Origin of the sequence: Streptomyces sp. NBC_01224 (assembly GCF_036002945.1) — a bacterium.
Classification (GTDB): Bacteria; Actinomycetota; Actinomycetes; order Streptomycetales; family Streptomycetaceae; genus Streptomyces.
Map to the genome: position 1 here is coordinate 1,737,743 of NZ_CP108529.1, position 25,596 is coordinate 1,763,338.

At 65.3% G+C, this 25,596-nt stretch carries 21 protein-coding genes and 4 pseudogenes; 11 read left to right on the forward strand and 14 right to left on the reverse strand.

The window, feature by feature from the left end; translation table 11 throughout:
- The first annotated feature begins 111 nt into the window (after positions 1–111).
- Positions 112–633 carry a hypothetical protein gene (locus OG609_RS07175; RefSeq protein ID WP_327272014.1) on the forward strand — a complete coding sequence of 174 codons (522 nt, stop codon included), beginning with the start codon at positions 112–114 and terminating at the stop codon, positions 631–633.
- 97 nt (positions 634–730) lie between these two features.
- On the opposite strand, the gene OG609_RS07180 is transcribed toward OG609_RS07175, so the two are convergent.
- Positions 731–1,534, reverse strand: coding sequence for a transposase (locus OG609_RS07180; protein ID WP_327272015.1), 804 nt, complete (start codon positions 1,532–1,534; stop codon positions 731–733).
- Between the two features lie 46 nt (positions 1,535–1,580).
- Between OG609_RS07180 and OG609_RS07185 the strand changes: the two genes are divergently transcribed.
- Positions 1,581–1,931 (forward strand): hypothetical protein, encoded by a 351-nt coding sequence (locus OG609_RS07185; protein ID WP_327272016.1) that lies wholly within the window; start codon positions 1,581–1,583, stop codon positions 1,929–1,931.
- 11 nt (positions 1,932–1,942) lie between these two features.
- On the opposite strand, the gene OG609_RS07190 is transcribed toward OG609_RS07185, so the two are convergent.
- The 4 genes and pseudogenes from OG609_RS07190 to OG609_RS07205 form a co-directional block, all read right to left on the reverse strand.
- Positions 1,943–2,248 (reverse strand): transposase, encoded by a 306-nt coding sequence (locus OG609_RS07190; protein ID WP_327272017.1) that lies wholly within the window; start codon positions 2,246–2,248, stop codon positions 1,943–1,945.
- A 403-nt stretch (positions 2,249–2,651) separates the two neighbouring features.
- Positions 2,652–3,008: a hypothetical protein gene (locus OG609_RS07195; RefSeq protein ID WP_327272018.1), complete on the reverse strand. Its 357-nt coding sequence runs from the start codon at positions 3,006–3,008 to the stop codon at positions 2,652–2,654.
- A 9-nt stretch (positions 3,009–3,017) separates the two neighbouring features.
- A pseudogene (locus OG609_RS07200) lies at positions 3,018–4,018 on the reverse strand (IS481 family transposase).
- Positions 4,015–5,277: a beta-ketoacyl-[acyl-carrier-protein] synthase family protein gene (locus tag OG609_RS07205; RefSeq protein WP_327272019.1), complete on the reverse strand. Its 1,263-nt coding sequence runs from the start codon at positions 5,275–5,277 to the stop codon at positions 4,015–4,017. The pseudogene OG609_RS07200 and the gene OG609_RS07205 overlap by 4 nt, the downstream one beginning before the upstream one ends.
- A 19-nt stretch (positions 5,278–5,296) precedes the next feature.
- Between OG609_RS07205 and OG609_RS07210 the strand changes: the two genes are divergently transcribed.
- Together OG609_RS07210 and OG609_RS07215 are read left to right on the forward strand one after the other, a co-directional pair.
- Positions 5,297–5,962: a TetR/AcrR family transcriptional regulator C-terminal domain-containing protein gene (locus tag OG609_RS07210; protein ID WP_327277965.1), complete on the forward strand. Its 666-nt coding sequence runs from the start codon at positions 5,297–5,299 to the stop codon at positions 5,960–5,962.
- A gap of 353 nt (positions 5,963–6,315) precedes the next feature.
- The gene (locus OG609_RS07215) at positions 6,316–6,987 is read left to right on the forward strand and encodes a hypothetical protein (RefSeq protein WP_327272020.1); all 672 of its coding nucleotides are present in this window, start codon (positions 6,316–6,318) and stop codon (positions 6,985–6,987) included.
- 961 nt (positions 6,988–7,948) lie between these two features.
- On the opposite strand, the gene OG609_RS07220 is transcribed toward OG609_RS07215, so the two are convergent.
- Positions 7,949–8,371, reverse strand: a complete 423-nt coding sequence (locus OG609_RS07220; RefSeq protein ID WP_327272021.1) for a YjbQ family protein — start codon at positions 8,369–8,371, stop codon at positions 7,949–7,951.
- Between the two features lie 362 nt (positions 8,372–8,733).
- Entirely contained in the window at positions 8,734–9,279 is a 546-nt protein-coding gene (locus tag OG609_RS07225; RefSeq protein WP_327272022.1) for an Lrp/AsnC family transcriptional regulator, read from the reverse strand.
- A 74-nt stretch (positions 9,280–9,353) separates the two neighbouring features.
- On the opposite strand from OG609_RS07225, the pseudogene tnpA reads away from it, so the two are divergent.
- Together tnpA and OG609_RS07235 are read left to right on the forward strand one after the other, a co-directional pair.
- Positions 9,354–9,776 (forward strand): annotated as a pseudogene (tnpA, locus tag OG609_RS07230) (IS200/IS605 family transposase); the annotation flags it as partial.
- Between the two features lie 261 nt (positions 9,777–10,037).
- Positions 10,038–10,853 carry an SAM-dependent methyltransferase gene (locus OG609_RS07235; RefSeq protein ID WP_327272024.1) on the forward strand — a complete coding sequence of 272 codons (816 nt, stop codon included), beginning with the start codon at positions 10,038–10,040 and terminating at the stop codon, positions 10,851–10,853.
- Between the two features lie 200 nt (positions 10,854–11,053).
- Here OG609_RS07235 and OG609_RS07240 read toward each other — a convergent pair whose 3' ends face one another.
- The 5 genes from OG609_RS07240 to OG609_RS07260 form a co-directional block, all read right to left on the reverse strand.
- Positions 11,054–11,956 carry an IS3 family transposase gene (locus tag OG609_RS07240; RefSeq protein ID WP_327277901.1) on the reverse strand — a complete coding sequence of 301 codons (903 nt, stop codon included), beginning with the start codon at positions 11,954–11,956 and terminating at the stop codon, positions 11,054–11,056.
- Positions 11,957–11,961: 5 nt separating this feature from the next.
- Positions 11,962–12,249: a transposase gene (locus OG609_RS07245; protein WP_327270990.1), complete on the reverse strand. Its 288-nt coding sequence runs from the start codon at positions 12,247–12,249 to the stop codon at positions 11,962–11,964.
- 770 nt (positions 12,250–13,019) lie between these two features.
- Positions 13,020–14,516 carry an ADP-ribosylglycohydrolase family protein gene (locus tag OG609_RS07250; protein ID WP_327272025.1) on the reverse strand — a complete coding sequence of 499 codons (1,497 nt, stop codon included), beginning with the start codon at positions 14,514–14,516 and terminating at the stop codon, positions 13,020–13,022.
- Between the two features lie 8 nt (positions 14,517–14,524).
- Positions 14,525–16,993, reverse strand: coding sequence for a glycoside hydrolase family 2 protein (locus OG609_RS07255; protein ID WP_327272026.1), 2,469 nt, complete (start codon positions 16,991–16,993; stop codon positions 14,525–14,527).
- Entirely contained in the window at positions 16,990–18,585 is a 1,596-nt protein-coding gene (locus tag OG609_RS07260; protein WP_327272027.1) for an FAD-dependent oxidoreductase, read from the reverse strand. Before OG609_RS07260 ends, OG609_RS07255 begins: the two co-directional genes overlap by 4 nt.
- Before the next feature lie 499 nt (positions 18,586–19,084).
- Between OG609_RS07260 and OG609_RS07270 the strand changes: the two are divergent.
- A pseudogene (locus OG609_RS07270) lies at positions 19,085–19,503 on the forward strand (ATP-binding protein); the annotation flags it as partial.
- Between the two features lie 87 nt (positions 19,504–19,590).
- Here the strand turns inward: OG609_RS07270 and OG609_RS07275 are convergent.
- Positions 19,591–20,607: a LacI family DNA-binding transcriptional regulator gene (locus tag OG609_RS07275; RefSeq protein WP_327272028.1), complete on the reverse strand. Its 1,017-nt coding sequence runs from the start codon at positions 20,605–20,607 to the stop codon at positions 19,591–19,593.
- A gap of 260 nt (positions 20,608–20,867) precedes the next feature.
- On the opposite strand from OG609_RS07275, the gene OG609_RS07280 reads away from it, so the two are divergent.
- Genes OG609_RS07280 through OG609_RS07295 form a run of 4 tightly spaced genes read left to right on the forward strand, consistent with a single transcriptional unit; the run spans position 20,868 to position 24,695 of the window.
- On the forward strand, positions 20,868–21,869 hold the full coding sequence (locus OG609_RS07280) for a carbohydrate ABC transporter permease (RefSeq protein WP_327272029.1): 1,002 nt from the start codon (positions 20,868–20,870) through the stop codon (positions 21,867–21,869).
- Complete coding sequence (locus OG609_RS07285) at positions 21,866–22,717, forward strand: carbohydrate ABC transporter permease (RefSeq protein WP_327272030.1); 852 nt, start codon at positions 21,866–21,868, stop codon at positions 22,715–22,717. Before OG609_RS07280 ends, OG609_RS07285 begins: the two co-directional genes overlap by 4 nt.
- Positions 22,718–22,725: 8 nt before the next feature.
- A complete protein-coding gene (locus OG609_RS07290; RefSeq protein ID WP_327272031.1) occupies positions 22,726–23,361 on the forward strand; it encodes a hypothetical protein in 636 nt (211 codons plus the stop codon).
- Between the two features lie 50 nt (positions 23,362–23,411).
- Positions 23,412–24,695 carry an ABC transporter substrate-binding protein gene (locus tag OG609_RS07295; RefSeq protein WP_327272032.1) on the forward strand — a complete coding sequence of 428 codons (1,284 nt, stop codon included), beginning with the start codon at positions 23,412–23,414 and terminating at the stop codon, positions 24,693–24,695.
- On the opposite strand, the pseudogene OG609_RS46115 reads toward OG609_RS07295, so the two are convergent.
- Positions 24,656–25,546 (reverse strand): annotated as a pseudogene (locus OG609_RS46115) (winged helix-turn-helix domain-containing protein). The gene OG609_RS07295 and the pseudogene OG609_RS46115 overlap by 40 nt on opposite strands.
- Between the last annotated feature and the right edge of the window lie 50 nt (positions 25,547–25,596).

A 25,596-nucleotide genomic window follows, 5' to 3' on the forward strand; every position in this document is an offset into this window, starting at 1 on the left:
TCTTGGTTTCCGGTCTGTACGTGCATTGCGCGTAGTGGGAAGCTGGAGGGCCTGCGGCGGTCGGCCTGGTCCTCAGCCCCATGTGTTCCACTCACCTAAGGAGGATCGACCGTGGCCTCCGATCACGACCTGCTGTGGCGTCGCTGCGCGCACCTGGGCCGTGTCCTGCTGCCTGTGGTGGACCAGGAGGCGTGGCGCCAGGCCCGCCGCCACGAGCACCTGGGAGCCTGGGGCATCAACATCGTGGAAGGCGAGCGGCTGATCGAGGTATTTGCGGCCTTGGCCGCCCATGCCGTCGCGATCGACACTTCCGTATCTGCCGCAGAACTTGACGTCCTACCTCTGAGCGCGGTGGCTGACGCGGCGACCGGTAAACGCGACTTCGAACTGCTCGCCGGACTCCCGGACACCTTCGCCGACGGCCGCGACGAACTGGCCGTCAAGGTCTTCCGGCTGTACGCCTACAGGGGTGGGCAGTACAGCCTCCAGCTCATCCGACTGGGCACGGAACTGCGCCGTGCGCTGATCGTCCTCGCCGAACGCTCGCGAATGCCATCCCCCACGTGCGGGCACGTCTTCTTCTGGGCGGCTGCAGCTGGCCTGTCCAGTGATCACGGAGACCAGATGAGCTGAGGTCACGCTCCCGGCCGCAGGTTGGAGGCTGGTCCTTCGCCGGAATCGGCTTTGGCAGGTTCCGGGGCAAGGTGGTGGGCACCACCGAGTGATCAAGTCAGTCTGCGGGGTGGGTGGCAACGCGCCAGGACCGGGGTCGCGGGATGTGCTGCCAGTCGAGGAAGTCCTGGAGAGCGGTTGGGTTCCGGGGCTGCCGAGGTGGTGCTGGCGGCAGGTGGGTACTGATGCGTTCGAGGTTGATCGCGATGGCGGTCAGGACGTGCTGGACGTGAGCCTTGTCCTGGCTGCGGTAGCGGCATTGGCGCATGCCGTGGCCGTTGACGAACTCGCCGATCGTGCTCTCGATGGCAGCCCGCAGCGAGTACCGCGACAGCCACTCCTGGGTCTGCTGCTCAGTCCGGGCCTCGGACTGGATGTCGTAGAGATCGCGCGGCAGGAAGGACACCTTCCGGGCGTCGGTGCGGGTGCAGGCGGTCTTCACCGGGCACTGGCGGCAGTCATCTGGGGAGAACTCGACGTTGGCGTAGGGCGCGAGGGAGGGTGGCGTCGACCACCGGCGGCTCACCTTGCCCTGTGGGCAGGTGACCTGCTTTGCGTCCCAGTCGATGTTGAAAGCTTCACGGTGGAAGACGGTGCCCTTGCGGGACTGGCGGGTGCTCCTGGCCCGGATCGGTCCGACCAGGCCAACACCGTGTTCGCGGGCGACTTGCTGCTTGAGTGCGACGGAGAGATATCCGCCGTCGACGAAATGCTCCTTCGACAGCAGGTCTCGATGCTGGAGGTTGGCCAGGATGCCGGCGAGTGCCTTGGTGGCGCCGATCGCGCCACCGAGCAGGCATGCCCGGTCCGCACCCGAGCCAGCACCGCCGCCGATCCCAGCCGAGGCGACTTTCCTCCTCACCCACCCCGTCCTGACCGGCCTGACACGCGAGGAGTTCGACCAGCTCGTGCTCCAACTCGAACCGTGCCGCCAGATCCTGGCCGAGGCCCAGCGCCAGAGCGAAGGGCGGGACCGGCGCGGCCGCAACCCCGGATTCGGCATCCTCGACCACCACCGCGTCCTGGTCGCCGTACTCAGAAGCCGCAACACCGTCACCCTGACCCTGATGGGCAAGATCCTCGGACACGACCGCAACACGCTGAGCTACCACGCCATGACGAGCAGGCCACTGCTGGCCTTCGCAGGAACCGACCTCACCCCCACACTCACCCCACAGACGCATCCACCACGCACACTCGAAGCTCCGCAAAAGGTGATCAACGACCACGACAACAAGATCAAAACAGGCAGTAGTTGATTGACGGCTCCTCACCAGCGCGTCTCTCCCGCGAAATACCGGGCTGCCTTGCGGAGGATGTCCCGCTCCTCCTCCAGCTCGCAGATCCTCTTCCTCGCGACGGCCAGCTCCGCCTGAACCCCGTCACCCTCAGGCCGCGACGCCGTCGCAGGTGTGGAGTGAGCGCCGGACCGGCGTCCGTCAGCGGCCCGGATCCAGTTCCGCAGCGTCTCGGTGTTCACTCCAAGGTCGGTGGCGACCGACTTGATCGTCGCTCCTGGACGGGACCGGTACAACGCGACCGCGTCCGCCTTGAACTCGGCGGGGTAGTGCTTCATCCCCACAGGGACTCCTTCTCCTGTTCCCGAACCGCTCGCGGAACTCCTGTCCCGCTGGATCGACAGCCGGGACAACATGAACACCGCGACCAACCACGCCTGCCGGTGGCTGTTCCCGGGCCACCGAGCCGGGCAACCGCTCCACCCCGACGTCCTTGCGGCCCTCCTCAACGACATCGGCATCCCCACCACCGCCGGCCGCACCGCTGCGATCCGGCAGCACGTGCTGGAGATGCCTGCCCCGGTCGTCGCGGAGGCTCTGAGCTACCACCGGGTGACCACGGCCAAGCTGGCTCCGAGGCCGGAGGCACCTGGAGCCGATACGCCTCTGGCAACCACTGGCGGTCGCCACCAGGCTGGACCCCACGGGGCACCACCTGAACCTGCGGGTCGATTGAACCTGCTACTCCGCAGGAAGGGGACTCAACGGAATCTCCATCAACTCCCAACGGGTGAAGGTCAGCAGAGCCTCGCCAGTGATCTCCTCAAGCCGGTCGAAGTCCTCCGGCAGCACGTCGAGCAGGAAGTGCTCGACTTCCCGATCGGCCCGCTTGATCAGGACGAGGCAGCGATAACAGAGCTTGGGAGGACGCTCAAGAAGGATCGCTCGCAGAGAACCCGTCGCATCGTGCGTCAGGTACTGATCAAGCCATCCAGGCTCACGCCCCCTGCCGAGGTTGAGGCGCTCGCTCTTCGAACTCAGTCCCACGAGGTCCTGCTTACTCACACGCTTGATCGCATTGGGCACCTTCTCCGGCATGAGAGCAGGTTAGCTGTAGGAGGCCAGGACATTACTGACGCCCTGGCGTAGCCGCCACGCAGGAGGTTCTCCATCAGCGGCGCTGTGGGGGCGGTGGAAGTTGTAGTGGATGTTCCAGATCGCGAGCGCTTCTCGACGCTGGTTTTCGGATGCCCAGGCGCGGGCGTAGAAGAACTCCTCGGCAAGGATGGGTTGTATCTCTCCACCTTCCCGTTGTGTCGAGGCGTGTACGGGGTGATCCGCTGGTGGCGTGACCCGAGCAGGGCCCGAGCGAATGCGTCAGCGCGGTAGCAGACACCGTTGTCGGTCACGACTCGCTCGATGTGGGTGATGCCGTGGGCAGCGAACCAGACTCGCGCCGGGTGGAGGAACGCGACGGCAGTGGCCGCCTTCTCGTCGGGGAGCTCTTCGGTGTAGGCGAGCCTGGAGTGCCCGTCGATGGCGGAATGGAGGTACACGTAGCCGCCGCGCTCGCTCTTGCCCTTGCGGCGCTCGACTGCCTTTGCTTGTTGACTTCCGCGACCGTGGATACGCCAGCCACCACCGTCGGGGATCCGGCCGGCCTTCTTCACGTCCACGTGCACCATGTGGCCGGGCCGTCGAGCAGTGATCGTCCGCAGCTCTCGGTTGGTCTTGCCGTTGGGGTCGATGAACTTCCGCCGGTTCAGACCGAGGGCGGCCAGGTGGCGGGTGACCGTGCGGCGCGAGATCACAATCCCGTCGACGGCGAGCTCGTGGGCGATGCGAGTGGCCGACCACTTGTGGGCACGCCGCATCTCCTCAATGCGTGTGACCACGTCGACTGGTGTCGCACTCGGCTGATGGTGCGGCGCCGAGCTTCGATCAACCAACCCGAGTTCGCCGTGTCGCCGGTGCCGGTTCACCCACTTCGACGCCGTTGCTCGGGAAATCCCCATCTCTGCGGCAACATGCGCGATCGGACGAGTCTTGCAACGTTCGATCAATCGGCGGCGACCCTCCACGGACAATGGTGCGTTCGCGTGGTTCATGGTGTCGTCGAGACCGTACGGGACGCGTGGTGCCGTGCGCCGGTGACGATGAGTGAGACGTTCTGTCCGCCGAAGCCGAAGGAATTGCTGAGCACGGCCTCCTGGGGGACGTCTCGTCGCTCTGCGACGACATCGAGATCGATGTCGGGCCCGACGCCGGCCGCGGTGAGGTTGCGGGTCGGCGGGATGACGCCGTGCTCCACACTGAGGACGGCGATGAGCGCCTCGATCGCACCAGCCGCGCCAAAGAGATGACCGAGTGCCGCCTTGGGGGCTGTCACGGTAGCGCGGCCGAAGACCTCCCCGATCGCGTGCGCCTCGGCGACGTCGCCGACCGGGGTTCCGGTGGCGTGGGCGTTGATGTGGCTGATCTGCTCGGGAGCCAAACCGGCTTGTGCAAGGGCCTTCCGCATGGCGGAGACCTGACCGGAACCGTCGGGAGCGGGTGCCGTGATGTGGTGTGCGTCGGCGGCGATGCCGGCTCCCGCGAGCACCGCGTGGACGCGCGCACACCGGGCGCTGGCATGCTCAGCGCTTTCGAGCACCACGACAGCGGCGCCTTCACTGAGGACGAATCCGCTGCGGTCCGCGGCGAACGGCCGGGACGCTGAAGCGGGTTCGGCGGTGTACCGCGACAGTGCTTGTGCCTGGACGAAGCCGGCGACGGTGATCGGGGTGATCGCGGCCTCGGTCCCGCCCGCGATGACCACGTCCGCCTCGCCGGCACGGATGAGCCTGGCCCCCAGGGCGATCGCCTCGGCACCGGAAGAGCACGCCGAGACAGGCGTGTAGACCCCGGCCCGTGCGCCGTATTCGATACTGATCAGCGCCGCCGCCGCATTGGGCATGAGCATCGGTACCGTGCGTGGCGAGACGCGCCGCGTCCCGGCCGCCTCCAGTACGTCGTCTTCCTTCAGCAGCGTCCGTACGCCCCCGATGCCCGTGCCGATCGCTGATGCGAGCCGGTCCGGGTCGACCCGCGGGGCACCGGCATCGGCCCAGGCTTCGGCCGCCGCGGTGAAGGCTGCCTGCTGCGAGCGGTCGAGCCGCCTGGCCTGCACCGGCAGCAGCGACTCGGCGGGGTCGATCGCCATCGTCCCCGCGACGGTGTCGGGAAGGCCAGCATCCTCGTGGCCGCGCAGGACGCCGCCGCGGATGCCCGACTTGCCGGCAAGCAGGGCTTTCCAGGTGGACTCCACGTCTCCACCGAGTGGTGTGATCGCGCCGAGTCCGGTCACGACGACTTCAGTCCGGTGCATGCCCATCAACCTTTCTTGTATGCGATACAAGCGAACAGAGTCTTGTTGTATCACATACAATTTGGGTGTGGAGAAGAAGCGAACCGAAGCTCGGTCAACGTCGGCTCGGTCGCGTGACCGCGGTCGCGCGACGAGGCTCCGGCTGATTGAGGCAACTGCACGGCTCTGCAAGGAGCGGCCCGGCGCTGAGGTGAGCGTCGCGGAGATCGCGAACGCGGCAGGCGTCTTCCCCAATCAGGTCACCTACTACTTCGGCTCCAAGGACTCGCTGCTCGTGCACGCCGCCTTTCTCGGCTTGCTGCACGACGCCCGACGGATTGAGCGCATCGGTCGCCAAGCCCCCGATGCGGCGACATTTAGGCGCAACATCGCCCGCGCCGTACTGGCCATGCCCTCGCTCCCGTCAGTCGCGCGAGCACTCGCCGCCGGGATCTCCAAGCCCGAACTCGCCCCCGTGGTCGACCGGCACCTCCAGTTGCTATTCCGGCAATCCGAGCGCTTCGTGAGCCAGCTCATCGACGGTCGCGGCTGGAGGGCCCGTCGACCGCTCAACGTGGAGGTCAGGACGTTCTGGAGCACCGCGCTCGGCGCAGTGCTGCTCGTCCGGGCCGGGGCACACGGCACTGTCACCGACCTCGACCTCGCCGGAGCATTGACCATCCACGACGAACCCGATCCCGGTTAGCTCAGTCGAACAGGCCGGCGACGACGAGCGCGGTTCCCGCCCGACGGTGGCCTTGTCGCGGTCGGCATGTTCGCCGTCGCCGACGAACTCCACTGCTGCGGCTAGTGCAAGGCGTCAAGAACCTGCTTGCCAGCAACAGTTAGCCATCAACGGCCAGAACGCGAGCCGCTGCACAGGACAGAACACAGACAGTGACTGCACTTGACGCTTGGGCAGCAGTACCCGCGACAGTTGAATACGCGAGCCCGCCAGTACCGAGGCCGTACCAGGCCGCCGCGCGGTGCTTCCCCGTCCCCCGGCCTTGGCGGTTGGGGACGGCGCGAGGGAGGCTGGAGAGGGGGCAGGAGGCCGTCATGCGCGTCCAGGACATCCGGATCGGCGAGACCTACCAGGTCAAGGTCCCCCAGCGACTGCCGCCGGCCCTCCGCCACCGTATCCCCCGCACCCATGCCGACTTCGCCGCCGACATGCGACTGAACCTGCGCCGCGGCGACCGCTTCGACCTCACCGTCACCGGTACCGACCCCGAGGGCGCCACCGTCGACGGCTACGAGGCCACCACCACCAACCGGGTCACCCTGCGCCTCACCGCCGACCAGATCGAACTTCTGGACCTCCCCGCCGGCCCCGAGTACGAGATCGACGGCTTCGTCACCGACACCGACGGCAACGAGGTCACCCTCCCCGCCGCCACCACCTACACCGTCCTGCCCGCCGTCTGGCTGCATCCCCTCGAAGAACCCGTCCCCCTCGCCCCCAGCACCGCCCGGTTCTACCGCGCCCGGGTACAGGCACAGGCCACCGGGATGACGGCCCAGGACGTTGCTCGCGCTGCTGAGGACGCACAGGAATACCAGCGCGACATCGCCGGGCAGGCACTGGACAGCTACCGAGCCGAGGAATGGCTCCGCACCGCCGAAGTGGAACACCAGGAATGGCTCCGGATCTCAGCACTCATGACAGACAAGACAATGAAGACGTACGCCCCGCAGAACGACCCGCAAGGAATGACACCCCACTCCTGAGAAGCATGCTCCCGTGCCCCTGACCCTCGCGGCTGAGATCGCTTCGCGCGCCAGTGCGGCAGGTCAGATGCGCGGCAGCGTCCAGTGAGACAGACAGGAATCGTGGGTGTGCGCCGGCCGCCCCCGCGCGCTTTGAAATCTGTGAGTCTCACAGCCCATTTCCCCAGGTAGGCGCGCTGCCCTGTGAGAGCAGCCGTCGGCCAGGGCCTGCGGCTGCTGCATAGTGTTGCTGCTGATCGTCGTGGTGGTGGCTGGGATGGTGGTTCGTGGTGCAGCGCAGCATTTGCACGCCCCGGGCGGGACAGGGGTGCTGCTGCTCCGCGAGATGACCGCGCCGCAGCCCCCTATCTGATCGGCCTCCGCGACACGGCCGCATTGCTGACCGGATTCGCCCTCGCCGCTTGCAGCTCCGAGGCACGGCTCCTCGGCTGGACCGACGTCATCGAGGTCGAGCAGGGCCTCGAATTCCAGCTCTGGCGGCCGAAGGTCAACAAGGACGACGCGCACGGCGTACCGTACGGCACGTTCCCCGGCATCTGCCCCGTGCGGGCCCTTCGCGCATGGCGGCAGTGCCTCATCGACCGCGGCTGCCAGCCACCGGCCCGATCTTCATCCGCATCGACCGCCACGGCAGCATCAGCCACCGGAAGTTCCGCAACGGCGAGGAAAGCGGCGACCCGTCCGGCCGCATGGCCGGCGAGGGCATCGCGGAAATCGTCACCCGCGCCGTCGCCCGCGCTGGCCTCACTGCAAGGCCGAACGATCTGTTGGCTCCCCGACCTGCCCGCCCGCTGGACCGGTCACCCCCTACGCTGAGGATTCGCCACGCGAGAAGGGCGCCGACACGATCGCAACGTGTCGCGAAGGCGGATGGGGCGACGGCTCAAAGGCCGTCGCCGACTATTTCGACATCGGCTGCCAACAGAGGACTGTCAGCCGCAGGACCGCGTGGGCGGTGTGGTCAGCCGATGAAGGACAGCCGGACTTGGCGTTCGGGGCTCTCCCGGTTGGAGTTCACCAGTACAACCGACTGCGAGGCCCCCAGCTCCAGCTCACCATTGACTACGGGCAGCGTGGCGTGTGGTGGTACCAGTGCCGGGAGCACGTGGTCACTGCCGTGGCCTGGACGACCGTGGCGGGCTCGCCAACGGTCGTCCGCGGGAAGAATTTCGCGGAGGGCTGCCAACAGGTCATCGTCACTGCCCGCGCCGGTCTCGATGATCGCCAGGCCGGATGTCGCGTGGGGGGTGAAAACGTTCAGCAGTCCGTTTCGCCCATAAGCGACCTCCCGGAGGAACGCGGAGCATGCGTTGGTCAGGTCGTGCATGGTCTCAGTGGCGCCGGTTGCAATGTTGATGGTGCGGGTGGTGAAGGTGCCGGTCATGCTTCACCCGTACCCATCGCGCAGCAAAAGCACTAAGGGCCGGATGGGTTGTTCCTCCGGGACTCCGCCGGTAGGGGCACGTGCTCCCGTACCTGGACAGGCCCATCGCACCGTCTCATCCGAATACAGCAAGCCCAGCCCTGAACTGCGGCTTCCTCGCTCTCCCGGCCCCATACGCATCCCTTGCCGTCCAGCGCCTCGATTGTGCGACATCCCGCGAGTTCCCCTGGCCACGGCATAGGGACGCAGCGGGGCTCAGGGGAACTCGCGAGATGTCGCACAGTCCCGCCGGTCTTCGCCCGGGTCTGGGAGCCCCGAGACCGGGTGGTGTCATCCAAGCGTCCCCAAGACCGGCGGCGGGGTCATCCGGGGAGGGGGCGGTCTTCGACGACGTGCTTCATGACGAGGGTGGAGGTCAGGCGCTGGACGCCGGGAAGGCGTGCGAGCTGCTGGTCGTAGAGCTGCTGGAAGGCGGCCAGGTCGGTGGTGGCCACGCGCAGCAGGTAGTCGGGTTCTCCGAACAGGCGCTGGGCCTGGAGGACGTGGGGGATGGCGGTCACCGCTTCTTCGAAGGCGGTGACGGTGTCGGGTGCTTCCCAGCGCAGGGTGGCGAAGACGAGGGTCTCGAAGTTCAGGCCAAGGGCGGCGGGGTCCACCACCGCCCGGTAGCCGCGGATCGCGCCCTGGGCTTCGAGGTCGCGCAGGCGGCGGTGACAGGGCGAGACGCTGAGCTGCACCCGCGCGGCCAGCTCGGTGATCGTGAGGCGACCATCGCGCTGCAGCTCAGCAAGAATCTTCCGGTCGTGCCGGTAAGCGTCCCGACGCTCTTGGAGCGCCCCGTTGTAGAGCGAACAGTGGTCGCGCAGCATCTCACCGAGCGCGGCTGCCTGACCCACGGTGGGCCGCATGAGGAATTTGTACGTACGGATCACCGGCCCACCCCCTTCCGGTCGAGCTCGCTCGAGCATACTACGCTTGGTTTATGTCACCACGCTGGGAACCAAATCCCGAGGTCCGTCGGGGCCGCCACGTCGTCTACAACCTCCACGCACACTTGGTGTTCGTGACAAAGTATCGGTGCGAAGTCTTCAACGACGCCATGCTGACGCGCTGCGAGGAGATCATGAGGGACGTCTGCACGGACTTCGGCGCGGAGCTGATCGAGTTCAACGGCGAAGAGGATCACGTGCACCTCCTGGTGCACTACCCGCCGAAGGTCGCCCTGTCGGCCCTGGTGAACTCGCTCAAGGGCGTGTCCTCCCGCTACCTGCGGCAGGAGTTCACCGGCCGTGTCAACCGCTTCATCATGCACGGCCGTTTCTGGTCGGGCTCCTACTTCGCCGGGTCCTGCGGTGGCGCACCGTTGGATATCGTCAAGCAGTACATCGAGCAGCAAAAACGTCCGCTTCAGCCTGAGAGTCAGAGCAGTCCCGAGATCGGATTCCCTCCCCGCCTGAAGTCGGGGATTCCCTCCGAATAGAGGGATGGATCGGGCCGGCTGCGAGGCTGCCAGTGTGGGCTCTCATACCGGCCGGGTGGATACCTGTTCGGGGAATCAGCGCTGATCGAACCCACCGGAGACGTGAACTGGTGTACGTATCCAGGTTGTTGCGACGTAGGTTGTGCGTTGACAGTTCACGCCTCGGTTGAAAGACGGACGGTACCCATGAACGACCACGCCACGTCGCCCGGACCGGCGGCGCATCAGAAGATCGATACGTCGGTGCCGCACTCGGCCCGGATCTGGAACTACTGGCTGGGCGGGAAAGACAACTACCCCGTTGACGAGGAAGCCGGCGACGCATACAGCGCCGTCTTCCCCGGCATCGTCACCATCGCCCGCAGCAGCCGCGCCTTCCTGCGCCGCACCCTCACGTACCTGGTCACCGAGAGGGGCATCCGGCAGTTCCTGGACGTCGGGACCGGCCTGCCGACCGTGAACAACACCCATGAGGTCGCCCAGCGGCTCGCCCCCGAGACCAGGATCGTCTACGTCGACCACGACCCGTTGGTCCTCGCGCACGCCCGTGCCCTGCTCACCTCCACCCCCGAGGGGGCAACCGCCTACGTCGACGCCAACCTGTCCGACCCTGATCGAATCCTGGCGGCTGCCGCCGAGACGCTGGACCTCACCCGCCCGACCGCCCTGATTCTCAGCAACATCCTGGGCCACGTCGCCGACTACGACCACGCGCGCGGCACCGTCACCCGTCTGATGGACGGATTGCCGTCCGGCAGCTACCTCTCCATCAACGACGGTTCACGGGGCACCGACGCCGACTACGAACAGGCCCAGGACGCGTACAACGAAACCGGCGCCGTACCGTACTTCCTGCGCCCCGTCGACGAAATCGCGGCGTTCTTCGACGGTCTGGAACTTTTGGACCCCGGGGTCGTGTCGGTCCCCTTCTGGCGCCCGGACCCGACTTCCCCCACCCCGGAACCCATCGGCGAGCACGGCGGCCTCGCCCGCAAGCCGTGACACCCTGACGGACCGGAGCACGCGTACGACCGGACAGACCGCCGTCTCGTGCGAGACGGCGGTCTTGTCACACGCACGCGTGGCCGACGCCACAACCTGCGACGAACGCCGCTCTCATGGCCGGCGCCGCTCACGCCCGCGACCTTGACCGAGGATTCCGTCACTCCTGAAGTTCCCCCCTGGTCTTGGACAGCGGTTGCTTACGCTGCGGGGGTGAAGTCGTGCTGCAGCCTGGCTCGGGTTTCGAGTGGGGTGAGGTACCCGAACTCGGGGTGCTTGCGGAGCCTGGTGCGGTTGTACTCGACCTCGATGAAGCGGAAGATGTCAGCGCGGGCCGCCTCGCGGCTCTCCCAGACGGCGGTGCCGATCTCCGCTTTCAGCAGTCCGAAGAAGCTCTCGGCTGCGGCGTTATCGTAGCATATGCCGGTTCTTCCCATGCTCTGCCTCAGGTTCAACTCCTGTAGTTCGCGGCGGAATTCGCCACTCGTGTACTCGCTTCCGCGATCGGTGTGCATGATGCAGCCACCCTGAAGGTCACCGCGGCCGGCGGCCATCCGCAGCGCGTCGGTGACCAGCTCGGCACGATGGTGTTCGGCCATCGCGTAACCGATCACCTCGCGCGTCGCCAGGTCGATGACGGTCGCGAGATACCACCAGCCGTCGATCGTCGGCAGATAGGTGATGTCACCGACGAGCTTCATGCCGGGCCGGTTAGCGGTGAAGTCGCGGCCGACCAGGTCCGGAGCCGGTGCGGCCTTGGTGTCCTGTTGCGTCAGGTGGCGGCGTCTGCGGCGGGTGATGCCGCGGATGTCGCGCTCGCGCATGATCCGCTCGACCTTCTTCCGGTTGATCGCATGTCCCTTGCGCCGCAGCGCGGCGTGCACGCGCGGGGCGCCGTAGGCACCCCGCGAGGAGGCGTGGATCTCACGGATCTCCTCGCTCAACTCGTCCTCGGCGCACTGTCGTTCGGCCGCTGTCGGCCGGGCCGCCAGCCAGGAGTAGAAGGTGGAGCGGTTGATCCCCGTGACACGGCACAGCAAAGCCACGCTGTAGCCGCCAGGGTTGGCCTCGGCGGCCTTCTCCGCGTCGATGAAACGGCACAGCGTGCCTACTTCATCGTCTCCTTCGCGAAGAAGGCCGCTGCTTTTTTCAAGATCTCGATCGTCTGCTGCTGTTCCCGGTTCTCCCTGCGCAGCCGCTGGAGCTCATCCTTCTCCGCCGTGGTCAGCGCGCCGGGCGCCCCCTCGCCGCAGTCGACCTTCGCCTGCTTCACCCAGCCGCGAAGCCCCTCCGCACTCACACCGAGTTCCCGGGCGACCTCGGTGACGTTCCGCCCTGACGACCGGACCAGTGCCACCGCGTCCCGCTTGAACTCCGACGTGTACCGCTTGCTCATGTTGCTCTTGCCACTCAACCTGGACTGCTTCCTCCGGGACTGATCCGTCCCAGTATCAGGCTGTCCACTTCAGAGGGGGAACTTCACTCCTGACGGCCCCGGTAGCATTGCTGTCGGCGAGATCGATCACGGCCTCGGGCTTGGGTTCCCGGCAGCCGGCGCGGTGAGCCCCTTCGGCAGCCTCCCTCATTCGTTTACGCATCGACCTGGCATATTCGCTCCGGCCGGTTCCGTGTGGCTACTGTGTCGCCGCGAAGCCCATGTGGTCCCGTGGAGGGGTCCGACCCGCGACCGGCACTCTGCCGCCCGAGGACGAGCACGTAGCCCGGCCGTGGCCATGCAAGCACCCTGGTGACGCTGGAGATGGACGGCAACGGTCCCGCCCCGATCGGACGCCGTATCGCCGCGTGGCGAATACGTCGCGGTGTCACCGCGGGCGAACCGGCAGCGCCGGCGCGGTTGCTCAGGCCACTGGAGCAGGTGCGGTCCTGCCTGTGGATCCCGGACACAAGCATTGCGCGGCTTGTAATGCATAGGTCGTCGGTTCGAATCCGACAGGGCGCTCAGGAGAAGGCCACGGCACCGCGATTGGGCCGCCTCGCGAGTGTTCGTGGCTGGCGGTGCCGTCTCCTGCAACGGGCAAAGCCGTACCGCCAAATGGTGGACTCGCATCCAAACCCCCGGGGATCGATACGGAGCGTGGGCTCTGCAGGCTTGAGCTCTCACAATGATGGCCACGGCACTTTGCGCCGTGGCCATCTTGCGTGCATTCAGGCTGCACTCTTTTGCGAAGGAACGCGCAATGCGTCCGGGATCCACTCCTTCGTCCGGGAATCTGCGATCGCCACGACCCACTCACCCACGTGGCCGGCTTCCGGGCGGTGAAGCACCACTGTCAGCTCATGAGGTCCTTCACTGAGTTCGACGTCGGCGAAGGTGTTCATTCGCGGCATGTGCGGGGTCGGGAACATCGCACCGCCGTCACGACCGAACAGCCAGTTGCCGTCCAGCCAGACGCGGACCAGAAGGTTGCTCGCGACCATGACGCGCACGTTCTGAACGCCTTGGGCGTCAAGCGGATAGCGAAGGAGCATCAGGTCATTCTCGAAGCCCTCAGCAGCCAACTGCGACCACGTGCCTTCCAGCTCGACGCTGGTGCTCTCGCCTGCCAACTCGGGCGCCGGCGCGTGAGAGGCGGGCATGAACCAGTCGTTCAGTGCGCCGAGTTCGCCCGCGCGCGTCGACCAGCTCCGAGTGACCCGCACCGCTTTCGAGCGCGGGTCCCAGTCGTGTTCGGCTTCGCGAGGCACGAAGGTGACGCGCTCGCGCAACCCGAGAACGAGATCGGTGAACTCCTCGATCGTCGCCGGAGCGTTGAGGTTCACGATTCCCGGGCTGAGCACGAGATCTGAGCCGATGGGTGCGAGCCATTCTCTCGGGATCGACTCCGGCGCGAGAATTCCGAGCGTTGCACCAACCGACGCGGCCGAGCTGTCCGTGTCTTTTCCGCAGTTCGATGTGATGAGGATCGACTTCGCGAAATCACCGCGCCCCGCCAATAGGCCTAGCACGACGAAGCCTGTGTTCATGAGCACATCGGTGAAGTCCTGCGACTCGAATCGGCTCAGGATCCGTGACCGAACGTCTCGCCAGTCCGGGAACTCCTCGAACCATGTGCGCGTGGCGATGACGACCTGGCCTATTCCGGAATCGCGGGGAATGACGCTGAGACCCGCGTCGAGCAGATCATCGACAGTGCCGCTCGAGAAGGCCCTGCTCTGCAGCGCCGCCAAGAACATGGGAGCGACGATGCCGTCGCCGGCGTGATCGACGCAGGCGTCGCGGTAGGCGTACTCGGCGGCTGTTGCCGGGTCGGACGGTGCCAGACAGGCCCAGATCTCACTGCGGATGGCCGCGCCCTCGCCCTTTGTGAACCAATTGTCGAACGAACCACTGAACGGGGGGAGGATTCCCTCGCGAAGGTTGCGCTTGGCGACCCCGTACTCGTTGAAGGGGAACTCCACATGCGTCGTCCACGCCGCAGCGAGTGCACTTGAGGTGACCGACGGCTCTGCCTGCTCGGCGAGAACGCACGCCCAGACGACCTGAAGATCGAGATCATCGTTCGGCACCATCTCGGTCGGTACGGGCTCGTAGAACGTTGCGGCCAGCGGACCGTCGAGGCCCTCGAACGGCTGACCGAGTGTTCCTCCGATCGCTTTCCCGAGCCAACATCCGAGAACGGCTTCGCGGCTGATTGAAGTCATGCTTGCCCCTACTTGCTTCTGAGGTCGTTTGCGCAACGCAATTGCGGCGAACGGGTAAACCGATCGGGGTTGCCTGAGAACTCCGTGGTGACTGAAATCGACGCCCGCTCGCCCGGAAGCAGAGTGAGGAGCATGTCGCCAGCGACAGCCGCGGGGTCGATTCGATCTGCGAAGAGCGAAACGTCCCGCAGTAGGCTCTTCGCTTCGATGTCGATGCGGTAGCCGTTCGGTTCGGCGATGACGGCCGCCGAGTAGACGGGCTCCGGGTACTCGAGGTTCTTGTCGGCGTCGAAGTACCAGGTGGCCCGGTATCCGTCGGCGTCGGCGACAATGAGTTCGCGGGCGGGGTTTACTGCCTCGCTGACGGTCGGCTCGAGTGCGAGACGGGCGACTGATCTGCCCTCGACCGTGCATTCGACGTGCTGCGTGGCCGATTCGGCTCCGTCGAAGCTCATCCGACACACGCTTGCAGTCACATCCCATGGCTCGTCGCGCTCGTTGATCGCCACCAGCTGAAGCGCCGCACCGAGCGGCTGCACGGTAAGAAGCCGGTCAGCGTAGGCATTCCGAAGCGCGTACCACGACGGCTTGAGTCGGGATGCGCTGTCGACGACAGACCACGACAGCGCCGGCCAGCAGTCATTGAGCTGCCACAACACTGTCCCCGCACACAGCGGTGCCAGCGACCGGAAATGCTCGACGCCTGTGGTGATGGCCCTCGCCTGGTTGAGCTGTGTCGCGAACAACCAGTCGTCGAACCCATCCAGATCGCCGAAGTGGGCGTCGAGTCCCCTCTGCAGCTTGAGCTCGCCGTCCGCGGCCTTCTGGTGGTGCTGCAGTGTTGCCGAGTGTCGGCTCAGTTCAGCCTCTCCGACCGAATCGAGGAGCGTGCGATACGCGGCGGGTGCCTGATAGCCGAACTCCGCCACGAACCGTGGTCGCAGATCGCGATAGGCGAGGTAGTCCTCGGAGTTCCATACTTCCCAGGCGTGTGACGTGCCGTGCGCCGAGTCGTTCGGGTGCACGTCGGGGCTGCCGGAGTACGGGCTGTTCGGCCAGTATGGCCGAGTCGGGTCGAGCTCGGCCAGCCACTGCGGGAGGAGCTCCATCCAGTACCGCTCGCCCCAGTCACGATCGCCGAGCACCGGCTTCCACTCCCAGTCCTGGTAGCCCCAGAGCGTCTCGTTGCCGCCGAACCAGAGCGCCAGGCTCGGATGCGAGGCGAGGCGCACGACGTTCTCGCGCACCTCCGAATCGACCTCCCCGATGAGCTCGGGGGTCTCGGGGTAGGCAGCGCATGCGAACAAGAAGTCTTGAGCAATCAGGAGGCCCAACTGATCGGCGACATCGTAGAATTCCTCCGCCTCGTAATTTCCTCCGCCCCACACGCGCACGAAATTGACGTTCGCCGCCGCCGCCTGCTCGAGGCGCTCGCGGTACTCCCGTCGGCCTACCCTGGTGGGAAAGCAATCGTCGGGAATCCAGTTGACACCGCGCGCGAAGACACGCACACCGTTCACCACGATCGTGAATGGAGATCCCTCGGCGTCCGGTTCTGATTCGATCTCCACGGTGCGGAAGCCGATTTTCCTCTCCCAGCGGTCGATCGGCCGGCCCGACCGATCGACGAGGGTGATGGTGAGGTCATAGCGCGCGGCCTCGCCGTATCCACGTGGCCACCACAGCTCAGGCGACGCAACCTCCGCCCGAACGGTGACGGCGTTCTCGACGCCGTTCACCGGGAACGACAGAACACTCTCGCCGAGCTCGAGCAGGAGGCTGAGCCCGGCGGAGTCGGCGCCCGGCTGTCGAAGCAGTTCCACCTGAGCGGCAACAGCGCCGACGCCGCCCTCGACTGTGACGGTGGGAACGACCGTTCCGATCCGCGCTGCGCTCCAGATCTCAATGGCAACGGGTTTCCAGATTCCCGCGGTGACGAGTGTCGGGCCCCAATCCCAGCCGAAGTTGCTCGCAGTCTTCCTGATGAACGGGTACGGCTCGTCGTAGGGATTCGGCAGCGGCCCGATCTCGTCGCAGCGCGCAAGCGCTCGCGCGTAGGGTGACTGGAAGCGCACCTCGAGCAGGTCTGCGTTTCCCGTGAGCTTGTTCGTCACATCGATGCGCAAGCTCGTGAACATTGATGTCGTCTCGCCGATCAGGGTGCCGTTCAGCCGCACTTCAGCGAAGGTGTCGAGACCCTGGAAGTGCAGCTCGATGCGCCCGTTCTCCGCGGTCACCGCGGGCAGCTCGCAGCGGTAGATCCAGTTGCTGTGTCCGATCCAGTCGGTCAGGCGCTCGTTGTCGCCGATGTATGGGTCGGCGATGAGCCCGGCCGCAAGCAAATCGGTGTGTACAGAACCGGGAACGGTGGCGGGGACGCCGCTGACATCGATACCGGCTCCCGAGTGGGTCGCAGGCTCCCTACTCACCGTCCAGGAGTCCGAGAGGGGAATCGTCGTGCGCACGCCTTTCGTCATCGTGTGTTCCTCGTTCTGATGTCATCCGGCCACGCGAGCGGAATGCCGAGCCGGGTGGTGAGCAGGGACTGGAAGTCCGCGAGATGAATCTCGCTTGATCTCACCCCGCTCGGCGTCCGGCCGTTGGTGATGCAGTAGGCGAGCAGGGCGCCCGCGGCCTCGCCGATGCTCCACTCGACAGGGTGGAGGCGGTATGCGCCGTTCGTCACGTGTGTCGTGCCGATGTTCTTGTTCGCCGCGAGCACGTTTCGCACCCGCACCGGGATCAACGCGCCCATCGGTATCTGGAACGGGTGGCAGGCGACATCCACATAGCTGCGGCCGGCGGCCGTCGGATGCAGGTCGATTCTGTATCCCCCGATTCCCACAGTGTCGCGGAAGATCGCGGAACCCCGCCCTTCGGTGGCGTCGAGCCCGATGTGCTGCTCCAAGACCGTGAATTCGGCGGCGATCCGCCGTGATTCGCGCACGTAGATGGCCTTGGCCAGCCCGTCGGCCGTGCCCATGATGTCGGGGCGGAGGCGCAGCTCGGGGTAGCCGGTCCCACCGTCGTGCCGAGGCGCCTCGGTTTGCAGCCAGTACAAGAACGACAACGACAACTCTTTGGACCGCTCCATGGCTGTCGTATCGACGGCCGAGTCACTCGTGATGACCGGGGCTTCCCAGTAGTCGGTCTGGGGCCAGTTGACGAGCGTCACGTCGTTGCCAGTGAACGACGTATCGAACTGTCTCTTGGCGAGAATTCGACGGTAGCGCCAGAGGTCCTTCTGCGAATCGTCGTCAGGGTCCCCGTCGAAAATGCGTCGGACGCGTGGTTCGAGGGTCTGAGGATCGAGATCTGTCCACGAGAGCTGCGGGCCGGGCCAGAATGAATCACGGTTGCGTTTCCAGTGCTCGAAACGCTCCGGACGATCGACGGTGTGGTCCTCACCCGGCCGGTACTCGAGTGCGAAACACCACGATGGGGCCTGCTGGTCGCGGTAGTCCGCGTGCTCCGAAGCGTTCGGTTCACCGGTGTCGTCGCGGCTCTCGGCCCCGATCACGTGCTCGATCCCGGCAAGGGGGAGCAGATCGCCGAACTCCGTCGCGTCGATGAAGTAGGGGGCACGAATGACGACCCTGTTCCCGCTCGCATCCGCCACGGTCGCAGAGAGCACGCGGTCGCAGTCACCCTCGACTGCGACGGGTGCGTGGTGGAGGAGCACGGTGAGAAGACCTGCAGCTCGCGCGGGGGCCAGCAACTCGTCAATCGCGGCGACGGCGACTCTTGGCTCATGGCAGAGGTCACTGACGAAGCCCAAACCGGGGTTCAAGAGCGGGTCTGCGGCTGCGTTCGCCCTCAACGGGTAGGCGCGCTTGTAGTAGTCGCGGATTCGGTTGCGAAGGGTGCGGTAGGTGGTGCTTGAGCGGGTCTCGATCCACGGATGCTCGTCCGGCGGGACTGCCTGTGACGTCATCTGGCCGCCGAGCCAATCTGTTGCCTCTGTGAGCACGACTGTTCGTCCGAGGGCGGTCGCAGTCAGGGCCGCGGCAACTCCCCCGAGGCCACCGCCGATGACGGCGACGTCCGCTGAGATCTCCCGCTCACTCAACGCTCTTCCCCTTCGACACGTGGCCGCCTGCCAACGGGATTGGTCAGGGGTTCACGGGTGTCCCGTCGGTTGTTGTGATGGGCTGCTTGTGTCGACGTCACTGTTTTTGACTCCTCCTGGCGTCATCAGTCTCTCTACTGATGCGTATCAGACTAGACCACGGTGTGAGCGAATCGCCTCCCTCTTCGCGTTTTCGCGTGACGGGTGTCGGCGTACCCGTGAACGTCCCCACCCGCGAACGGCTGAAAGGTGACAGTTGTTGACACGGTGAGACCTCCTGCCCGGCACTCCGTTGCTCGGCCGTTTCGGGTGGAGGAAGGGGCTTGCGACGGTCTTGGCTCCGCATCGCTGGTCGGAACTGCGCCGCTTCCGTGGCCTGTTGGAGTCCGGCACGATCGGCCTGTCGGAGATCGCCGGGGAGACGGGGCTGGACCGGAAGACGGTCCGCAAGTACCTCTCGGCACCGCGGCCAAAGACGCCTGCTCGCCGGTCGCCGAACACGCACATTGCCGTCGCCCTCGCGGACTGCCGGGCCGGGTACCGAGCTACTTCACCGGCCTCGACGACGTGGTCCGCAACCTCAAGGCCGCCGAGGCCGCCGGGCGGCTGACCAACAACAAGCTCGGCGCTCACCTGCGGCCGAGCGTCCTCGTTGGCGACGAGGTTGGCTACCAGCCCCTCGAAGGAGGCAGAGGCGAACCTGGCCTTCCAGGTGATCTCGAAACGTCAGGAAAAGGGCTCGATCATCCTGATGTCGAACAAGACGTCAGCGAGTGGGGGCCAGGTCTTCGGCGGCGAAGTCGTCGCCACCGCGATCTCGACCGGATCCTGCACCGCCGTGAAGCGATCTCCGTCAACAGCCCCAACTGCCGGCTCAAGAACCGCCTCAGGGCAAACGAGCGAGAGAATGAAGCGGCCTGGCAGCTGGGGACATTCGTCCGGACACAACTGGGCAGGAAAGTCCGTACGCCAACAACGGGCGGCGCGCGGGAGCTCGTCCGTGCGTCAACCCCGAGGCTTGTCGAACGTGTCGTCCTTGAGCGGGAGGCACGGTAGCAAGCGGTGTGTCGGGCTGTCGACACCGTCGAGGACGCTCACGAGAAGCTGCACAGCCTCCGCGCCGAGCTGCCGTCTGGGTGCCGCGAGCGTTGTCCACTGTCTTGTTGTGTCGCCGGCTGCTTCCGAAAGTGCGACGACCGAGAGGTCGCGAGGAATCGCCAGACGTTGACTGTCAGCGAGCGTGGTGACCCAACGCAGTTGCGGAGACTCCTCGGCGAACACGGCGGTCGCTCCACGCAAGTCGAAGGAAGCGGCGTCATGTTGCGCGGTCTCAATCACACGGGCGCGCAGTCGGTGCCGCGCCATCGCCTGGTGGTACCCCTCGCGCCTCGCCGTGGTCGCCTCGAATCTCACGTCGTCCTCGAGGTAGGCGATCTCGGTGTGCCCGAGCGTGATGAGCTTCTCGACGGCGTTGTACACACCCGCCTCGTAGTCGGGGCTGACGAACGGGATGTCGACGCCCTCGATCGTTCTCCGACCGATGTGAACGAAGGGATAGCCGCTTTCCGCCAGGCGCTCGAGTTCGCTTCGCTCCCTGTCGAGACCGAGCAAGATCGTCCCATCGGCAACAGAGAGTTGGGAAGCGCCCTTGACGAAGAGGGGGCGCCTTCCTGTCGCGCTGTCTGTGGCAGTGAAGAGCAACAGGTTGTAGCCATCGAGCACCGCCTGCTCCTCGATCCCGACCAGGAACTCGTGGTAGAAGTTCATCTGGCTAATGGGAAAGATCGGTTCAAAAGTGTGCACGCCGATGAGCCGGTTGCGTGCTCCTCGCAGCTGACGAGCCGCGGCACTCGGCACGTAGCCGAGTGCTTCAACCGCAGCCATCACCTTGTCCCGAGTCTCCTGGGCGATGCCGTAACGATCGCCACTGCCGGTGATCACGGAGGACACGGTCGCCTGGGATACGCCAGCAAGTCGGGCGATGTCGGCTTGGCGCACTGGTCGCTTCGGTTTGTTTGCCATGCCTCGACACTAACGGCTGCCTCTCAGGTTTCGAACCTTGACTTTGCTTGCTCCTGCTGATTTTCTGTTACGCATCAGATCAGGCGGAATCGGGGCGATGAAGCGCGATCGGACGAGAACTGGGCAATGCCGCTCGAGCCGTTTTCTGCTTGCGGCTGCGCCCGCGCCTCCGACGACGCGGTGCTGAGTCGGACCGTGTGAACGTGGGACGCAGCGGAGCACTTCGCCCGTCTCGCAGGGAGTGCGATGGTGGAACTCTGGTGAGCAGAGCCAAGACGAAGACAAGAGCCGGCAGTCGAGAAGACGAACGTCAGATCGCCGCGCTGGTCCAATCGCGGCGCCCACGGTGGCAGTCGCGGGAACGCCTCGTTGGTACTTTCATGGCGCTGCCGTCGCTGATCCCACTCGTGCTGTTCGCGTTGCTTCCCGTCGCGTATGTGGTGTTCCTGAGCTTCACGCGGTACAACGGCGTGACGTCACCCCAGTGGATCGGCCTGGACAACTACCAACTCATGTTCAAGGACCAGTCCTGGTGGCAGGCGGTTCTGATCACCTTGGTTTTCGCTGTCGGACAGATCGTGATCGGGCTTCCGCTCTCATTGCTTCTGGCCATGGTGCTCAACAGCGGGATCAAAGGGATGGGACTGTTTCGGGGGCTCTTCTTCCTGCCCTATGTCATATCCATTGCCATCATCGGCATCGTGTTCTACTTTCTCCTCCGGCCCGACAACGGGGTGATCAACGGGATACTCCAAGCGCTGAACTTGCTCTCGACTGACGTCGATTGGCTGGGCAGCCAGGGAACGGCCCTCGCGAGCCTGGTCCTTGTCGGGGTATGGTCGAACTTCGGAATCAACATGGTGTTCTTCCTCGTTGCGTTGCAGACGGTTTCGAAAGACCTTCTGGAGAGCGCCCAGCTGGATGGCGCGAATGCGATCCAACGGTTCCGGCACGTTTCACTGCCGCTGCTCGCGCCCATCACTCGCGTCGTCGTCGTGCTCTCGATCGTCTTCTCCCTTCGTTCATTCGACCTCGTGAAGACGCTCACCGATGGGGGGCCGGCCGGTCAGACTGACGTCATGTACACCTACCTTTTCGACTATTTCTTCGGCACCGACCGCGGGAGCCAGTACGGGTATGCGTCTGCACTCGCCGTCGTCGCCAGCATCATTGCGGCGATCGTGTCACTCGTGTACATGGCGGTGTCCCGTGACAGGGCGGCACGGGAACAGACCGCGACAGCCAAGAAAGGCAAGCGATGAGTCGTCGAAAGACCTCAAGAGCCGCACTGCGACTGCTTGTCTACCTGTTCCTGACCACGGTTGCGATCATCACGCTCGTCCCTTTGGTCTATGCATTCTTCGCGTCATTCAAACCGTCAGCTGAGATTCTGACGAGTGGCTCGCAGCTCTTCCCGACCACATGGACGCTCGACAACTACGTGCGCGCGTGGGAGAAGGGCGGCTTCAGTCAGTACCTCCTCAACTCTGTGGTCGTTGCAGCCGGTGTTGTCGGAATCGACATCTTCGCCTCTTCCATGCTCGGCTACCTCCTGGCCAGACGAGCCGTTCCCTTCCATCGTACGATCTTCGCCGTGATGTCATTCACGCTCTTCGTCGGCGTGGGCACAGCCACTCTCTATCCGCGGCTCGAGATCGCGCAGATCCTGGGCGTCGACAACCTCCTCGGCGTCATTCTTGTTGAGCTCTCCGGTATTGGGATCATTCACGTGTTCCTCATCCGAGCATTCTGCGAGAGTTTGCCGATCGAGCTTGAGGAAGCCGGCCGGCTGGACGGCCTCGGGCTCTTCGGGGTGTACTCGCGGCTTGCACTGCCGCTCATGCGCCCGATTCTCGCAACGACCGGGGTCCTCGCATTCCAGGAAGCATGGAACAACTTCCAGATTCCGTATGTGTTCACGATCAGCGATCAAGAGCTCAGGACGCTGGTGGTGGGCGTGTTCGCACTCAGGAGCACCTCGGAGGGAACGCAGGCGTACGACCTGATGCTTGCCGGAGCGATGCTGATCGTCGTGCCCATCGTCATCCTCTTCTTCGTTTTCCAACGCTTCTTCATCCAGGGGATGACCGAGGGGAGCGTCAAGGGATGAATCGCTCAGTGATCGTCGGCGGGATCGCCAGAGCGTGTTCAATTTTCAGCTCGCTTGCCTGGCTCACCGTGCTCTGGGCACTCTGCTCGTTGCCTCTCGTCACCACCCCATTCGCAACGGTGGCACTCTACGACGGTGCAACACGTCTGCTGGACGGCGACGGACCGAGCTGGCGTCGATTCCTGTTCACTATGTGGAACCGGGCCACGACGACCATCTTCGCCATGGCGTTCATCGGGATACCCGGTGCGCTGACACTGAGCCTTGCATGGCTGGCGCGAAGCGGGGCAGGCCCCGCGGCATCCGGCGCCGCTCTGGCCGCAACGGCTGTCACGGCCGTGTTGATGGCGGTCGCCCCCGTCGCATGCCTCACCGCACCCACGCCGGAGGGGGTTATTCGACAGATCGGAGTCCTGGCCGTGACCCGGCCGATCCGCACTGTCGCCGCACTCACCCCCTGGGCGGCATCCTTGATCATCTTCACGATCTGCCCGCCACAGCTCGTCATCATCTTCGCGTTCGTCGCCATCAGCCTCGGCGCTGTCGGCAGCGTGGCGATACTCATCCCCGGCCGTACGGGGCCAAGCCCTCGAATATTCGTCCGGACAATCCCGCAATACACACCAAAGGGAATCACGCAATGAGAACACGGCACTTCACGCGTTGGGCAGCGGTTGCAGGGGCAGGCGCATCAATGGTTCTTCTCGCCGCATGCAGCTCCGGTACCACATCGTCCGACCAGGCGGTCAGTGTGTGGATTCAGAACGGCGCCCAGTCCAAGGCGATCCAGAGTTTCCTCGAGGAGTGGGGCAAGGACAACCACACCGAGATCGAGGTTACGGTTCAGGCTTCGGACTCCTACCTCGACGCGCTCCAGCTGGCGCTCAAGACCGGCAAGGGCCCCGATGTCTTCGATGCCTCGAATGCGCAGGCGCTGGCCCCGGCGGGGTTCCTCAAGCCGCTCGACGATGTCTTGAGCGGTGACGACCTGGCGGCATACGAGAGCGCGCTCCAGAAGCCGTCGCCGTACATCTACAACGACAAGACATACGCGGTTCCCACCACCGCCGATACGACCAGGCTCGCCTACAACAAAGACATCTTCGCCAAGGCCGGTCTCGACCCGGAGAAGCCGCCGACAACCTTCTCCGAAGTGACGTCAGCCTGTGCGGCCATCGAAGCAAGCGGCCAAGGCGCCTACTGTTTCGGTCTCCCGCTCAAGTGGGTTGGTTGGGCCAGTTGGATGCTGGACCCCGCCATCACGAACAGCGATGCCGACCTCACGGGCAAGGGCATCTTCAACGTGAACGCACAGGAGTATCAGAGCGAGAAGTACAAGCCCGGTGTCGAGCTGTACCGGGAACTCATCGCGAAGAAATGGGCATACCCGGGAGCGAGCTCTCTGGAGAACGACGCCATGAGGGCGGCATTCTCGAACGGTAAGATCGGGATGTTCATCTCCACTTCATGGGATGTCGGGGTGCTCAACGAGACCAACGCGACGAAGGTCGATTGGGCTGCTGCCGCAGTGCCGGCTCCAGACAAAACGAAGCCGGTCCGTCAGGCCATGAACGCGGGCACGCCCTACGCCATCAATGCTGCGAGTGAGAACGCGGCCGACGCCGCGAAAGTGCTCAAGACGCTCATCGGTTCCGACCTCAACGCGGAACTCGGCAAGACTGGGCTGACCTTCCCGATCCGTAAAGATGCGGCCGCGACCGCAGAGGCATCCGCGACCTGGCCCCAGTACTCTGATTATACACCGTCAAAGTCCGATGAGGTGTGGTCCGTCGCTCCGACGGCGCTCTTGAATGTGCAGGGTGAGAACTTCCGGGATTCCCTCGCGCGCCTGATTCTCGGCACCGAGGACATCGATTCGGGGCTCGCGACCGTCGCGAAGACCTACAACAGCGCATTCAAGGATGCCGTGGACGCCGGTCAGATTGACGTGAAGAACTTCTCGCGCGCCAATTCCTGAGGTTTTGAGGGTGGTGTCGGTGTGGTGAACGTCAGTCCGGCCCCGGCCAGGGCATACGTCGACGAGTCGGTGCTGGAGTTGGAGGTGTCTGAGGCCTCGGGGAGCGTTCGGATGAGGTGGTCCGGGTCCTCGAAGGCGGAGTTCGCCGTCGGGCCGCCCCGAAGAAGTACGCGACGGGGTTGAGGTCCGGAGCATGCGAGGGCGGCTGGAAGACGCTGAGCCGGTCGTGTTCGGCCGCGTACTTCCTCATGCCGGCTGCGCGATGGGTGTTGAGGTTCTCCCGGACCACCACGATCGGTCCGCCGAGCCGGATGTGCGCGCGGACCAGCAGGTCGCGGTAGTCGGTCCAGGCACCGAGCGCCGCCTCGGCGCCTTACCTGCGTCCACATCTCCTCTCCCACAAGCTCACCGCCTGTCAGTCCCGTTCCAGAGCCCTGCGCGCCGGCACCTGCCGTGACCAGCCGGCCTTTTCAGTAGCCGCCACACAGTCGCCACCGACACACTCACCCGGAAACGGCGGTCGATCACCGCCTGAACCCGGCCCGTAGGTGCACCACTGAAATTTTCGAGGCCACGGGCGACCGGGCCCTTGCCCAGTTCTCCTTCCAGCACCGCAAATTGGGCATCCGAGATCCTCGGCACCTTCACAGGCCGAGCGGAACGCAGGGCCTGCGGACCACCCTCCCGCCGAGCTCGACGTCAGCGTTCCACCGAACGCTCGCTCACCCGCAACTCCTGAGCGATCACCGCGGTTTTCTCATCCGCCGCGAACCGCCCGCCTGCCTCAGCCGCACCTGTTCGCGAAGCGCCCGCCGCTCAGCAGTCAGGCGTCCACCCTCCGCGTACGGCATCCCACCCGCATACCGCAGGGATCACCAATAGTCGTCACCACCCGACGGCA